This window comes from Actinopolymorpha rutila (assembly GCF_013407855.1).
Classification (GTDB): Bacteria; Actinomycetota; Actinomycetes; order Propionibacteriales; family Actinopolymorphaceae; genus Actinopolymorpha; species Actinopolymorpha rutila.
Window position 1 is genome coordinate 2,414,619 of sequence record NZ_JACBZH010000001.1, and the last position, 13,372, is coordinate 2,427,990.

A 13,372-nucleotide genomic window follows, 5' to 3' on the forward strand; every position below is an offset into this window, starting at 1 on the left:
TGATCGGACCGCCTTCCCGGGCGCTGCCCCTGAGTGCCGGCACCAGGGTCGGTCTGGGTCACCCCCCTGAGTATCCGACCGGGTTTTCTCCTCCCGAAGACGGAGTCGACGCCCGACCTGTGACGCAGGAGATTGTCGGCGGTCGGGGATACGGTCGAGAGCATGGACACCAGCAGCCCACCAGACGGCGAAGACGTGCTGCGTGCGCAGCGGCGTCGGGCCGTCCTGAGGCAGGTGCGGGCCCGGCAGGCGTCGGCCGTTGCCCGGAGGTCCGCGATCGCCCGGACGGCCGTCCTTCTCCGCTCCGCCAACTACCACGAACGCTGAGGAAGAGCCCGCGCGGCCTCTCCCTCAGCGTTCGGTCATCAGCTCGACCGTCACGGACGCTGCACGGTGCCGTCCGGCAGCCGGGTGCGCGTCCATGCGTCCCTGACCAGCGGCTCCACCGGCGGGAACTTCGCCGCGAGTTCCTCGTCCAGGTCGACGCCGAGTCCCGGCGTGTCGCTCGGCCACAGGTGACCGTCCCGCACCTGCGGGCAGCCGGGGAACACCTCCGCCGCGGTCTCGCTGAAGACGTGCTGCTCCTGGATGCCGAAGTTCGGCGCGGCGAGGTCGAGGGCGAGGTTGGCGGCATGGCCCACGGGGGAGACGTCGCCCGGGCCGTGCCAGGCTGTCCTGATCCCGAACAGCTCCGCGGCGTTGGCGAGGCGCCAGGCCGGCGTCAGTCCGCCGATCGCGGAGATGTGGCAGCGTACGAAGTCGACCAGCCGGTCCCGTACCAACGGCACGTACTCCGCCGGGTTGGTGAACAACTCGCCGATCGCCAGCGGCGTGGCGGCCTGCGCCCGTACCGTCGGCAGCCAGCCGAGGTCCTCCGGTGCCAGCAGGTCCTCCAGGAAGAACAACCCGAACGGCTCCAGCGCCTTGGCCAGCCGGACCGCCTGCGTCGGGTTCAGCCGTTCGTGCACGTCGTGCAGCAGGTGGACGCTCTCACCCAGCTTGTCGCGCAGGTGGGCGAACAGCTCCGGTACGACCCGCAGGTAGGAGTCCGGGTCCCAGGCGTCGGGCACCAGCGCGGCCCGGGTCGATCCGGTGCCCGAGCCCACCGGCCCACGCTCGGGAGCGCCGGGTGCCGAGGACACGCCGTACGTCAGCGCACCGGGCACCGCGACCTGGCAGCGGACGTACCTGTAGCCCTTCTCCGCGAACTCGCGTACGCCGTCCTCCACCTCCGCCGAGTCCCGCCCCGAGGCGTGCCCGTAGACGGGGACCGCGCTGCGGCACCGGCCGCCCAGCAGCTGCCACACGGGCAGCCCGGCCTGCTTTCCCTTCAGGTCCCACAGCGCCATGTCGACGCCGGACAGCGCGTTGTTGAGGACCGGGCCCGACCGCCAGTACGAACTCACGAACAACGAACTGGCGATGTCGGTGACGTCGGCGGGGTCGCGACCGACCAGCTGGGGAGCGAGGTAGGAGTCGACCGCCTCGGCGACCGCGCGGGCACGCTGGGTGAACGTCGCGCAGCCCAGGCCGTAGAGCCCGGGGTCGGAGGTCTCGATCTTCACCACGACGAGGGTGATGTTCTCCGGCGCGGTGAGGATGGTCCGAACCCTGGTGATCCGCGTCCCTCCGCTTCCGGGGGCCTGCCAGGGCGGAGCGGCGAGGGGTTCGGGGCTGTGCTCGGGCGAGGTCACCAGGCTTCCTTCCGTTCTGTCCGTACCGTCCAAATGTCCGTATCGTCTGGGCGGCCTGTCAGGCGTGCTCTCGACCGGACTCTAGGGAGCATGGCCGCGTCGGTGCCACCGAACCGGCCCGGGTCGGTCCGGATGGGCTGGTTTCGGTCAGCCGGGCCACCCGGCGGGCGGGAGGCCGGGGTCCGGGCCCGGCCGAGCGGCACGACTCGCGGGACCGGAATCGACGCAGCCGCGACATATCCGGATGCACGACGGGCTAGGAGGTGCCACGATTGGGGAAGCTACGGCCGACCCGTGGCGTTGACTGGAGTTGTATGACACTACGACGCGAAGATCACACCGACGCCGACCGTCTGCCCACGACGGCCCAGACGGCACCGGCGGACGACGCCGACCTGCGCCTCACGGTGGTCGACCGGGAGTATCCGGTGGACGACCCCGCGACAGGCGAGCTGGACCTGGAAGACCGCCAGGCCCTCCGGCGGGTGGCCGGATTCTCCACCCAGCTCACCGACATCACCGAGGTCGAATACCGCCGGCTCCAGCTGGAGCGAGTGGTCCTCGTCGGGGTGTGGACCGGTGGCAGCATCGCCGACGCCGAAAACTCCCTTGTCGAGCTCAAGCTGCTCTCGGAGACGGCCGGCGCGGAGGTGCTGGAAGGACTGATCCAGCGGCGCAGCCGACCCGACCAGGCGACCTACATCGGGCGCGGAAAGGTCGAGGAGCTGCGCGACGAGGTGATCTCCACCGGCGCCGACACCGTGATCTGCGACGGTGAGCTGAGCCCCGCCCAGCTGCGCAACCTGGAGGAGCGGGTCAAGGTCAAGGTCATCGACCGCACCGCGCTGATCCTCGACATCTTCGCCCAGCACGCCAAGAGCCGTGAGGGCAAGGCGCAGGTCGAGCTGGCCCAGCTGTCCTACTTCCTTCCCCGGCTGCGTGGTTGGGGTGGCAACCTGTCCCGCCAGGCCGGCGGTCGTGCCGGCGGCAGCACCGGCGGTGTCGGTGTGCGTGGCCCCGGTGAGACGAAGATCGAGCTCGACCGGCGCCGCATCCGCACCCGGATGGCCAAGCTGCGCCGCGACATCGAGGGCATGAAGACCGGCCGCAGCACCAAGCGGCTGCGGCGCCGCCGCAACGCCGTACCCTCCGTGGCGATCGCCGGCTACACCAACGCCGGCAAGTCCTCGCTGCTCAACCGGCTCACCGGTGCAGGGGTGCTGGTCGAGGACGCGCTGTTCGCCACGCTGGATCCGACGACCCGGCGAGCCACCTCACCCGACGGGCGGCTGTTCACCCTGACCGACACGGTCGGCTTCGTCCGGCACCTGCCGCACCAGCTGGTGGAGGCGTTCCGGTCGACGCTGGAGGAGGTCGCCGAGGCCGACCTGGTCGTACACGTCGTGGACGGGGCGCACGCCGACCCCACGGGCCAGATCAGTGCCGTACGCGAGGTGCTGGCCGAGGCCGGGGCGGGCGACCTGCCGGAGATCGTGGCGATCAACAAGGCCGACCTCGCCGACCCGATCGAGCTGGCCCGGCTGCAGACGTTGCTGCCCCGGTCCGTCGTGGTCTCCGCGCGCACCGGCGCGGGCGTCTCCGAGCTGTTGGAGATGATCGGCGCCGAGCTGCCGCACCCCGAGGTCGAGGTGAGTGCGCTCGTTCCGTACGCCCGCGGCGACCTGGTCGCCAAGGTGCATGAGCACGGCGAGGTGATCGAGGTCGAGCACACCGCCGACGGCACCCGGCTGCGCGCCCGGGTCGATCCTGGCCTGGCGGCGACCCTGAACGGCTTCGCCACCGCCTGAGCGCGCGGACGTGTCACGCGTACCTACGGCTGCAACGCTCTCGCGTCGCCGGGTGTCCTCGGGGGGTTGATCCCCCGAGACACCCGGCCGGCCCGCTAGCCGGGGTAGCTCGCGACGGACGGCGGCCGGCGCCGGCCGTCGCTGAGCAGGCCGGCGGTGAGGACGCCGCCGATGGCGCCGAACAGATGCCCCTGCCAGGAGATGCCGGCCTGGGGGAGCAGTCCGCTCAGCAACGCACCGCCCCACACCAGGATGACCACCAGGCCGATCAGGAGCTGCCCGAGGCTGCGGCTGAAGATGCCGCGGGCGACGAGGTACGACGCATAGCCGAACACCACACCGCTCGCGCCGATCGTCACCGATCCCGGCGGTGACGTCAGCCAGGTGCCGAGGCCGCTGACGAGCGCGATCAGTCCCGTGACCAGCAGGAGGCGGGCCGCGCCGGCGACCGCGATGATCGCGCCCAGCATCAGCAGCGGGATGGTGTTGGAGATCAGGTGGCCGAAGCCCGCGTGCAGGAACGGTGCGAACGCGATGCCGAGCAGCCCCTCGGTCTCGCGCGCCTGGATGCCGTAGCCGTCCAGGTGATGGCCGAGCAGCATGTCGGCGATCTCGCTCACCCACATCAGGCCGATCAGGCCGATGAGCGCCTTCAGACCCGTGACGCCGGGGTCGGGTGCCCGACCGGATCCGCGTCGGTCGGACCACCGGGAGGTCTCGAAGGCCATGTCCCCACCCTGCCTGATCGGTGCAAGGGCGCGGGTGGACGCCCTCGATTCTCAGCAGCTTCTCATGCCAGCAGCTCGCACGCCTGCAGGCGAGCCCGCTGTGCCCGGTACCCAGCGTCTGGGTGAGCCCGCGGGGTAGTGGCATCCGTGGTTCTTCGTCGGACGAGTCCGTGCTCCGTCAGGGGATTTCTCGTCGCCTCGCAGCGTCCGGCCAGTACTCCCGGGCCCGTGTGGACATTAGGATCATCCGGGTATTTCTCTAACGAACCGGGGGGGCCAGTCGAATGATCGTCGTGGGCGTCATCGTCCTGGTCGTCGGGGCTGTGTGCGCGTACTTCGCGCGGTGCGCGCGTGCCAGGCAGCACGCCATGATCACCACCGAAACCCTGAGCGCGCAGGAACTCGGTGTCCTGCAGCAGGCCGCCGCGCAGGCCGCCGGGCCGGGTGCCTTCCGCTACCGGGTCGAGGTGACCGGCCGCCTGTGCGCCGGTGGGGCCGGGCCGCTGAAGTCCGAGCTCGCGAAGGTCGACTGCGTGTGGCACCGGCACGTGGTGACGCGGAAGTACTCGGAGACCCGGCGCGACAGCAAAGGGGGCACCCGGCGGGTCAGCCGTACCGAGGTCATGTCCGAACACGCCTCCGACCAGCCCTTCCTCGTACAGGACGTGACCGGCGTGGTGACCGTCTACCCGGGCTCGGTCGACGTCGACGGCGCACAGAAGGTGCTCGACCGGTTCGAGCGGGACCCCGGCGAGGGCCCGACCACGATCCAGCTCGGGAAGTTCCGCATGAGCATCCCGAGCGATGACTCGGGCACCGAGGGATATCAGTACGAGGAGTGGGTCCTGCGTCCCGGCCGCCAGGTCTACGTTCTCGGCGAGGCGAGCGACGGGAGCGGCGAACTCGCCCTCATCCGGCCCTCGATCGTCAGCACGCGGACCGAGGCCGAGCTGCTCACCAGGTCACGTTCCCGGCAACGGACGTTCACGATCGCGGCCGTGGTCGCGGCGGCAGTCGGCGTCGCCTCGGCAGTGGTCGGCATGTTCCAGTAACCGGGCCGGGCCACGGTGAGCTCACCATGGCCCGGCCGACCGACGGTTCACATGATCGGCGTACGGGCGACCCCGCCGGTGTACGGCGGGAGCGGAGCGATGGGGGCGAGCCTCAGGACTCCGTGCGGCCGCCGAGATGCTCGGACAGGAAGCGCTCGGCCGCGGCGTAGTAGATCTCGCGGTTCTCCGGCCGGGCGAGGCCGTGCCCCTCGTCGGGGAACAGGAGGTACTCGTGGGGGAGTCCCTTCGCCTTCAGCGCCTCCACGATCTGCTCGGCCTCGGCCTGCTTCACCCGCGGGTCGTTGGCGCCCTGGGCGACCAGGACCGGGATGGCGATGTCGTCGACGCGGGACAGCGGGGAGCGTTCCCACAGCATGTCCTTCTCGGTCTCCGGGTCACCCACCTTGGCGTACATCATCGCCACCAGCGGCTTCCAGTACGGGGGGATGGAGCTGAGCAGGGTGAGCAGGTTGGACGGCCCGCACAGGTCGACCGCACAGCGGAACGCCTCCGGGGTGAACGCCGCACCGGCAAGGGCCGCGTAACCGCCGTACGACCCGCCCATGATGCCCACCCGGTCGCGGTCGACGAGGCCCTGGCCGACGAGGTGCTCGACGGCGTCCAGCAGGTCGGTGTGCATCGTCCGGCCCCACTGCTTGTCGCCGGCGTTGCCGAACGCCTTGCCGTAGCCGGTGGAACCGCGGTAGTTGATCTCCACGCTGACGTAGCCACGGTTGGCCAGCCACTGCGCCTCGGCGTTGTAGCCCCAGCTGTCACGGGCCCACGGGCCGCCGTGGACGTTGAGCACCGCCGGCAGGTCGCGGCGTTCGGACTCGGGCGGGAACGTCAGGTAGCCGTGGATCTCCAGCCCGTCCCGGGCGGTGAACGCGAACGGCTCCATCGGAGCCAGCGGATAGCCCGCGAGGTCCGGCTTGTGCGAGAACAGGAACTTCAGGCTCTTCGTCGGCCGGTCGTACAGGTAGTAGCGCACCGGGCCGTCGGAGGGCACCACCGAGATCAGCCAGGTGCGTTCGCTGCGTTCGGACCGGGTGATCCCGAGCTCACCGTCGATCCCCAGCGCGGATCGCACCTCCTCCACGGCCAGGCCGAAGTCCTTGTCGATGTACTCCCAGACCTCGCGGTCCTTGTCGAAGATCACCGCCTGCGGCGCTCTGGTCTGCGGGTCGAACTCGACCCCGCCGACGTCGTAGGCGTCGTCCCCGGCGAGCACCGTCTGCGTGCTGCCGTCGCCGCCCGTCTGTCCGTTGCCCGGTCCGTCGCCCTGCTCGGCTTCCCGCTCGGCCCCGGCCAGGTCGACCTCGACCAGCCGGGCGGCGTTGACCCCCACCGACGACACGAGGTAGAGAGTGCGGCCGTCGCGGGAGAAGCCCAGCGGGCTGGTGGTGTTGGTGTCCTCGGCGGACACCTCCAGCCAGGGATGGAAGTCGCCCGATTCATCCGCGAGGTAGTAAATCGAGCCGCCGTCCTCGGTGATCGAGGCCGCGCCACGCACCTCCAGGTCGGTGTCGGCCAGCCAGCCCACGAAGCCGGGGTTCTCGATCCGCTTGTGCAGTTCGTCGGTCTCCAGGTCGAGCTCGTAGACGTCGTGCAGCTCGGGCCGGTCCCTGTTGATGCCGAGCAGCATCGTCGTCGGGTGCCAGCGGTTGTGGCCGAGGACGCGGACCTGAACATTGTCGTACGGCGTGACACACCGCTCGCGGCCGTTGGTGAGGTCGAGCAGGTGCAGCCGCCAGTTTTCGTCGCCGTCGGCGTCCTGGAGGTAGAACAACGTCCGGTCGTCGTGGCAGAAGCCGAAGACCCGGATGCCCTGGCCGCGATCGTGGGTGAGCGGCACCGCCTCCTGCGGGCGGTCGACCGGGCCGACCCAGACGTTCAGCACGCCGTCCTCGGGAGCGACGAAGCCGAGCAGTGTGCCGTCGGGGGAGACCGTGGGGCTCGCGTAGGTCGGGTTCCCGAACAGGACCGCGCGGGGGATGAGCGGAACGGCGTCGTAGGTCATGCAGCGATCCCACCACATCCCGGGGACATCTGGCAGGCCGGTACGTGCCCGAGCGCCCGGCCGAACCGAGCCGTGTCCAGCTGGATCCAGATGTGTGGTGCCGTCGGTTCGGCCCGGACCGCCGCCGGTATAGCCTCGCGGGATGGCCGACGCAGCGCGGGGTTCCGCCGACCAGCAACGTCCTGACCACCGCGTGCGAGAGTTGCTCCACGACGCCGTCGATGCCCTCGCCGGCATGGAGCGTCCCGGCCAGTTGGTGATGGCCGACGCGGTCGCCCGGGCGATCGCCACCGGCGAGCACCTCGTGGTCCAGGCGGGTACCGGCACCGGGAAGTCCCTCGCGTACCTCGTCCCGGCGTTCCTGAACCCCGGTGGCCGAAAGCGTCCGGTCGTGGTGGCCACCGCCACCCTCGCGCTGCAGGCCCAGCTGGTCGGGCGCGATCTTCCGCAGCTCGCGGAGGCGATCGAGAAGCGGCTCGAACGCCGTCCGGCGTACGCCATTCTCAAGGGACGCAACAACTACGCCTGTCTGCACCGCGTCCGCGACGGCGTGCCCGACGAGCAGGGCGCGCTACTGGAACGCGTACCCAGCGGTCCGCTCGGCCGGCAGGTGCTGGAGCTTCGGTCGTGGGCGACCACGCAGTCACAGACCGGTGGCGAGGGTGACCGGGACGCCGCACCCACTCACCAGGACCGCGCCTGGGCGCAGGTCTCGGTCTCCTCGCGGGAGTGCCTGGGGGCGCAGCGCTGCCCGTACGGCGGGGAGTGCTTCGCCGAACGCGCCCGCGAGCGCGCGCACTCGGCCGACGTGATCGTCACCAACCACGCGCTCCTCGCGATCGACGCGCTGGAGAACATCTCGGTGCTACCGGACTACGACGTGGTGATCATCGACGAGGCGCACGAGCTCGCCGCCCGGGTGACCGGGACCGCCTCGGCCGAACTCTCCCCGGGCATGATCGAACGCGCCGCACGGAGGGCACACCCGTTCTGTGAGGGCGGCGAGGCCGATCCGCTGGAGGACGCGGGGGAGGCGCTGCGCTCGGCGCTGGCGTCCGCCCCGCTGGGCAGGGTGGAGACTCCCAGCTCCGAGCTCGCCGCCGCGGTCGCGCTGGTCCGCGACTCCGCGCGCGCGGCCTGGTCGGCGTTTCCCAGCGAGAAGAAGGACTCCGACGCCGAGTCGGGTCGTCGGCAGGCGCGGTCCTACGTCGAGCAGATCCGCGACGTCGCCGAACGCGTCAGTGTGCTGTCGCCGTACGACGTGGTGTGGGTGGCCGAACGCGAGCGTGGCGGTCCGGAGCTCCGGGTGGCGCCGCTGTCGGTCGCGGGACTGCTGCGGGAGAAGCTGCTCGCCGAACGGACCTGTGTCCTCACCTCGGCGACGCTGAAGCTGGGAGGGGACTTCGACTCCGCCGCCCGGTCGGTGGGTCTGCGTCCGGTCGACCGGATTCCGGAAGGGGAGGACGGTCAGGCCGACGGCACCGGCACCGGCACCGGCGGAACCGGCGGGACAAGCGGGACCGGCCGGAAGGCCCGTGGCGGGAGTGAGAAGGACGGGGACTCGGCGACCGAGCGCTCCGGGGAAGATGACCGCGACTCGGAGAGTGAGGGTGGCAAGGACGTCGTGGAGCCGCTGCCGTGGCGTGCTCTGGACGTCGGCTCGCCGTTCGACTATGGCCGGCAGGCGATCCTCTACGTCGCCCGCAGGCTGGCTCCGCCGGGACGAGGCGGGATCTCTCCACGGGTCCTGGACGAGGTGAGTGAGCTGGTCGAGGCGGCCGGCGGCGCGACGTTGGGGTTGTTCTCGTCCCGCCGGGCGGCGGAGGAGGCGGCCGCGGCGGTGCGGGACCGGCTGGGAGTCGAGGTGCTCTGCCAGGGCGAGGGGCAGCTGAGCGAGCTGCACCGGAGGTTCGCCGCCGAGCCGGACACGTCGTTGTTCGGAACGCTGTCGCTGTGGCAGGGCCTGGACGTGCCGGGTGACGCCTGCCAGCTGGTGATCATCGACAGGATTCCGTTCCCGCGCCCGGACGACCCGCTGACCTCGGCGCGTCAGCGCGCAGTCGACGAGGCGGGCGGAAACGGCTTCATGTCCGTGGCCGCCACGCACGCCGCGCTGCTGCTCGCCCAGGGAGTAGGTCGCCTGATCCGCAGGTCGAGCGACCGTGGAGTGGTGGCGGTGCTCGACCCGCGGCTGGTCACCGCGCGGTACGGCACCTTCCTGCGGGCGTCGCTGCCGCCGATGTGGTTCACCGGCGACCGCGACGTCGCGATCGGTGCGCTGCGCAGGCTGCGGTCGGCTCGCGAGGAGTGAGGCCGCGGGCCGGGCAGGCGGTTGCAGGCTCGGTCAGGGGCGGTGGACGCACACCGCGACGGGTGTCTGCTGCCGGCCCTGGCCGAACGGGTTGTCGCGGAAGAGTTCGGCGAAGAACTCGATCGGCTGGCTGGTGTCGTGGCCCAGGACGTCCCGCCCCAGGTCGTTGGAGTCGATCACCACGGTGCCGCCCAGCGTGCCCGCCGGGCCCGGGGGGAGCACCTTACGAAGCGCCGCGGTGATCTCCGCAGCCATCTTGTCGGGGGCCTTCGGCGGCAGCTTCGCGGAGACGTTGGACGGGAACGCGGAGTAGGGAGTGGGGCCGTCGATCGCGTTGACCCGGTGGCCGGCCACTCGGTAGAACCAGCCGCGCCGGCCCACTGCCTTGCCCACGATGCTCGCGCCGGCCGCGACCAGGATGCGCGGAAGGCCCGCCTCCTTGATCGCCAGCTGCATGGTCCACGGGCTGCCGAGTCCGATGCCGTGCGGTGTGCGCTGCACCCACTTCGACAGCACCCTGGCCGCGGGAGTCGGGTTGATCTCCCAGGTGAAGTAGGACCGCCCCTGGGAGATCGCCACGATCTTCTCGCTCACCACGACGTACCAGGGCTCGCCGAACGCACCCTCGAACCTGGTGTCGTCCTCGGCGAGCCGGACCGTCTTGACCACGTAGTCGCTGAGCTTGTCCGCCACCTGGTCGCCCCGACCGAACAGGGCGGTCTGGATCGGGACGCGTGCCCATCGCGCCCCGTCCACCTCGATGGTGAGACTCTTCCCCGCGTTGGGGTCCAGCGGCTCCTTTGGCGGGGGCCCCGGACGCCCGGACTCCGTGGCCCCCACGTTGACGGGTGCCTGATTGGATCCGGGCATGGTGCCTGTCTCCGCCGCTGGGTCGGACATGTCACTCCCGGTGATAATTCCTGTGACGAGCGTCGCCTCCTGCTCAGACGCGACGTAGGACGGCGACGACCTTACCGAGAATTACCGCGTCGTCTCCAGGGATGGGCTCGTACGCCGGGTTGTGCGGCACCAGCCAGACCTTGCCGTCGCGGGGGCGATAGGTCTTGACGGTCGCCTCGCCGTCGATCATCGCCGAGACGATCTCGCCCGACTCCGCCTCGGGCTGCTGGCGTACGACCACCCAGTCGCCGTCGCAGATGGCCGCCTCCACCATGGAGTCGCCTCGCACGCGGAGCAGGAAGAGCTCACCCTCGCCGACGAGCTGGCGCGGCAGCGGCATGATCTCCTCGACCGACTGCTCGGCCAGGATCGGGCCACCGGCGGCGATCCGGCCCACCACCGGCACGAACGCCGGCACCGGGCGGTCCTCGCCGCTGTCGGTCTCGTCGTAGGCCGGCACGCCCGACAGGGACGGGCGCCGGGTGGACGAGGACGGTGCGAGCACCTCGAGCGCCCGGGGCCGGTTGGGGTCGCGGCGGATGAAGCCCTTCGTCTCCAGGACTCTGAGCTGGTGGGCGACAGACGAGGACGACGTGAGGCCGACGAGGTCACCGATCTCGCGCATCGCGGGGGGATATCCGCGCGTCTCGACCGAGTCGCGGATGACCTCGAGGATGCGTCGTTGGCGAGGAGTGAGTCCGGTAGCGTCCGGAGGTCCGTCGGGTAGCTCCCGGACGGTCGCCGTGGTGGACTCGGTCGCCGTGTTTTTCCGCTTGGGCATAGCGGCTGTCTCCTTCCACAGATTTCGGGTCGCGACTCTGCCGACCCTCGGAAGTGAGCCTAGAGCCTGGTCAGGGCACTTTCAAACATCTGTTCGACGCGTGTCGCGATTGGTTTACCGGAACACGAAACGCCAGGTAAAGGAGTCTTCGGACATCTGTGTCGAACGTGTTTTCGAGCGAACTCTGGTGCTTGTCGGTGGGCTGGTGTAGAAATCCATCAGTGAGAACGTCGAACAGTCGTTCGAGCGCCGGTGTGGAAGTGGTGACGCGGAAGTGCGAAGCGACCGGCGGCGAGGTGACGGTCGGCGAAGGCATGACAGAAGTGAATCGGTGTTCGTGGGAGGTCGGACGATGAGCAACAGCGCGTCGGTGGTCTATCTCGAGGACTTCGTGTCCCGTCGGACCGGCGGTGCTCCGGGCCGCGGCCGCAGGCATCTCAGCCCGGTCGCGCCGCCCGTAGGCCCAGGTGGCGGCCACCCGGGTGACGGCCAGGCCCGTGACGTCCAGCCTCATGACGTCCAGCCTCATGACGTCCGGCCTCGTGACGTCCAACCTCATGACGTCCAGCCCTTCCTGCGGATGCACCCGCGCCGGATGCCGGAGGCTGCCGCCCGGACGGAGGTGCCGGGCATGGCTCGGCACGACCTGCGCGAGGTGGCGCCCGGGCCGATGCGCCCCGCGCCGCTGTCGCCGCCGGTTCGTCGCCGTCCGCCGCGCCCGCGAGGTGTGCGGTCGTGCGTGCTTCCGGCCGGTGGTCAGGGCGGCGCATCCACCCTCCGGCTGACCAGGCGGGGCCGGCTGGTGCTGACCACGTTGTCGGCGCTGGCGGCGCTCGCACTCGTCGGCGTCCTCGGGCTCCTGGCGCAGGCCGCGTTCGACGCGCCCGCCGGTGGTTCGGCCGGCTCGACGGCCACGACCACCATCACGGTGGAGCCGGGGGAGACGATGTGGGGGATCGCCACTCAGCTCACTCCGAACGCCGACCCGCGGGCTACTGTCGACGAGATCGCCCGGCTCAACGACCTGTCCCGCGCCGGCGACCTGCGGGTCGGCCAGCGGCTGGTCGTCCCCGTTCAGGCCCGCTGACCTGCAGGCTCTGCCCTGCCGTCAGGCCTTGCCTGCCTGCTGCCCGCCCTGCCGGTGCTGCCGGCTGAACGCCGACGGGCTGCGAGGGCGTGTGTCCGTATGCCCCTGCGTTCCGTGCACTCCTGTGTGCTGCCATGCCGGCGGGCGGTCATGCCTCCCATTCGCGACATCTCCGGGCCGACACGCCGAGCCGGAAACTTGCTTTCGAATCGCGCCGCGAGCCTGACCTGCGGGGACGCCGACACGTGTGCGCGGCGACACGCGGTGCGCCTTGCGTGCCTGGGATGAGCGACGTAGCGTACCCCTAGATGTGGTAGTTACAGACCTGTAAGTCATCCACAGGTTGTGATTCGCAAGGCACAGGTTCTCCCCAGGTCATCCACAGGTTCGTCCCCAGGGGAGGCGGTGCCGGCGAGTGGTCGGACGGAGATCGGCCGGGCGTCGTGCCCGCCGGCGGCGAGGGGAGTCACGAGGCGATGCACTGCCCGTTCTGCCGGCATCCTGACAGTCGGGTGGTCGACAGCCGCACCGCCGATGACGGTGCCGCCATCCGGCGTCGGCGCCAGTGCCTGGACTGCGAGCGCCGGTTCACCACGGTCGAGCAGGTGACGCTCGCGGTGGTCAAGCGCAGTGGCGTCACCGAGCCGTTCAGCCGCGAGAAGGTCATCACCGGGGTCCGCAAGGCGTGCAAGGGACGCCCGGTCACCGAGGACTCCCTCGCGCAGCTGGCGCAGCGGGTGGAGGAGGCGATCCGGTCCACCGGTTCGGCGGAGATCCCCTCCCACGAGGTGGGGCTCGCCATTCTCGGCCCGCTGAGGGAGCTGGACGAGGTGGCCTACATGCGCTTCGCCAGCGTCTACCGGAGTTTCGACACCCTGGCCGACTTCGAGTCCGAGATCGCGGTGCTGCGTGCCGAGCACGACGAGACGGTGCCCGAGCCACGGCCGGGTCGGCAACCCACCCGGCCCTAGACAGAGCCGAACACCTGGAC

12 protein-coding genes are annotated in these 13,372 nt (G+C 70.7%); 6 read left to right on the forward strand and 6 right to left on the reverse strand.

Annotated features, from left to right (window positions below):
* Positions 1-162 precede the first annotated feature (162 nt).
* Positions 163-327 carry a hypothetical protein gene (locus tag F4554_RS10815; protein ID WP_179787259.1) on the forward strand — a complete coding sequence of 55 codons (165 nt, stop codon included), beginning with the start codon at positions 163-165 and terminating at the stop codon, positions 325-327.
* A gap of 50 nt (positions 328-377) precedes the next feature.
* Here F4554_RS10815 and F4554_RS10820 read toward each other — a convergent pair whose 3' ends face one another.
* A complete protein-coding gene (locus tag F4554_RS10820) occupies positions 378-1,694 on the reverse strand; it encodes an enolase C-terminal domain-like protein (protein WP_179787260.1) in 1,317 nt (438 codons plus the stop codon).
* Between the two features lie 314 nt (positions 1,695-2,008).
* Here F4554_RS10820 and hflX point away from each other — a divergent pair, with 314 nt between their 5' ends.
* The gene (gene hflX, locus F4554_RS10825; protein WP_179787261.1) at positions 2,009-3,502 is read left to right on the forward strand and encodes a GTPase HflX; all 1,494 of its coding nucleotides are present in this window, start codon (positions 2,009-2,011) and stop codon (positions 3,500-3,502) included.
* Between the two features lie 95 nt (positions 3,503-3,597).
* Here the strand turns inward: hflX and F4554_RS10830 are convergent, their stop codons facing one another.
* Entirely contained in the window at positions 3,598-4,230 is a 633-nt protein-coding gene (locus F4554_RS10830) for a rhomboid family intramembrane serine protease (protein ID WP_179787262.1), read from the reverse strand.
* Positions 4,231-4,523: 293 nt separating this feature from the next.
* Here F4554_RS10830 and F4554_RS32985 point away from each other — a divergent pair, with 293 nt between their 5' ends.
* A complete protein-coding gene (locus tag F4554_RS32985) occupies positions 4,524-5,282 on the forward strand; it encodes a GIDE domain-containing protein (RefSeq protein ID WP_179787263.1) in 759 nt (252 codons plus the stop codon).
* Positions 5,283-5,394: 112 nt separating this feature from the next.
* Here the strand turns inward: F4554_RS32985 and F4554_RS10840 are convergent, their stop codons facing one another.
* Positions 5,395-7,302, reverse strand: a complete 1,908-nt coding sequence (locus F4554_RS10840) for a S9 family peptidase (RefSeq protein WP_179787264.1) — start codon at positions 7,300-7,302, stop codon at positions 5,395-5,397.
* Between the two features lie 142 nt (positions 7,303-7,444).
* On the opposite strand from F4554_RS10840, the gene F4554_RS32990 reads away from it, so the two are divergent.
* Entirely contained in the window at positions 7,445-9,613 is a 2,169-nt protein-coding gene (locus tag F4554_RS32990) for an ATP-dependent DNA helicase (protein WP_179787265.1), read from the forward strand.
* Between the two features lie 33 nt (positions 9,614-9,646).
* Here the strand turns inward: F4554_RS32990 and F4554_RS10850 are convergent, their stop codons facing one another.
* The 3 genes from F4554_RS10850 to F4554_RS10860 all read right to left on the reverse strand — a co-directional run bounded on the left by F4554_RS10850 (position 9,647) and on the right by F4554_RS10860 (position 11,808).
* A complete protein-coding gene (locus F4554_RS10850) occupies positions 9,647-10,483 on the reverse strand; it encodes a hypothetical protein (protein WP_179787266.1) in 837 nt (278 codons plus the stop codon).
* Positions 10,484-10,556: 73 nt separating this feature from the next.
* The gene (lexA, locus tag F4554_RS10855; RefSeq protein ID WP_179787267.1) at positions 10,557-11,294 is read right to left on the reverse strand and encodes a transcriptional repressor LexA; all 738 of its coding nucleotides are present in this window, start codon (positions 11,292-11,294) and stop codon (positions 10,557-10,559) included.
* Between the two features lie 70 nt (positions 11,295-11,364).
* On the reverse strand, positions 11,365-11,808 hold the full coding sequence (locus tag F4554_RS10860; RefSeq protein WP_179787268.1) for a hypothetical protein: 444 nt from the start codon (positions 11,806-11,808) through the stop codon (positions 11,365-11,367).
* 117 nt (positions 11,809-11,925) lie between these two features.
* On the opposite strand from F4554_RS10860, the gene F4554_RS10865 reads away from it, so the two are divergent.
* Both F4554_RS10865 and nrdR read left to right on the forward strand, forming a co-directional pair.
* A complete protein-coding gene (locus F4554_RS10865; protein WP_202889244.1) occupies positions 11,926-12,381 on the forward strand; it encodes a LysM peptidoglycan-binding domain-containing protein in 456 nt (151 codons plus the stop codon).
* Positions 12,382-12,857: 476 nt separating this feature from the next.
* Positions 12,858-13,352 carry a transcriptional regulator NrdR gene (nrdR, locus tag F4554_RS10870; RefSeq protein ID WP_179791437.1) on the forward strand — a complete coding sequence of 165 codons (495 nt, stop codon included), beginning with the start codon at positions 12,858-12,860 and terminating at the stop codon, positions 13,350-13,352.
* The last annotated feature ends 20 nt before the right edge of the window (positions 13,353-13,372 follow it).

What these genes read in the sequence shown, in the direction of transcription:
- F4554_RS10815 (WP_179787259.1), top strand. Translation starts at nt 163, where the DNA reads ATGGACACCAGCAGCCCACCAGACGGCGAAGACGTGCTGCGTGCGCAG.
- hflX (WP_179787261.1), top strand. Translation starts at nt 2,009, where the DNA reads ATGACACTACGACGCGAAGATCACACCGACGCCGACCGTCTGCCCACG.
- F4554_RS10830 (WP_179787262.1), bottom strand. Translation starts at nt 4,230, where the DNA reads ATGGCCTTCGAGACCTCCCGGTGGTCCGACCGACGCGGATCCGGTCGG.
- F4554_RS10840 (WP_179787264.1), bottom strand. Translation starts at nt 7,302, where the DNA reads ATGACCTACGACGCCGTTCCGCTCATCCCCCGCGCGGTCCTGTTCGGG.
- F4554_RS32990 (WP_179787265.1), top strand. Translation starts at nt 7,445, where the DNA reads ATGGCCGACGCAGCGCGGGGTTCCGCCGACCAGCAACGTCCTGACCAC.
- F4554_RS10850 (WP_179787266.1), bottom strand. Translation starts at nt 10,483, where the DNA reads ATGCCCGGATCCAATCAGGCACCCGTCAACGTGGGGGCCACGGAGTCC.
- lexA (WP_179787267.1), bottom strand. Translation starts at nt 11,294, where the DNA reads ATGCCCAAGCGGAAAAACACGGCGACCGAGTCCACCACGGCGACCGTC.
- F4554_RS10860 (WP_179787268.1), bottom strand. Translation starts at nt 11,808, where the DNA reads ATGAGGCTGGACGTCACGGGCCTGGCCGTCACCCGGGTGGCCGCCACC.
- F4554_RS10865 (WP_202889244.1), top strand. Translation starts at nt 11,926, where the DNA reads ATGGCTCGGCACGACCTGCGCGAGGTGGCGCCCGGGCCGATGCGCCCC.
- nrdR (WP_179791437.1), top strand. Translation starts at nt 12,858, where the DNA reads ATGCACTGCCCGTTCTGCCGGCATCCTGACAGTCGGGTGGTCGACAGC.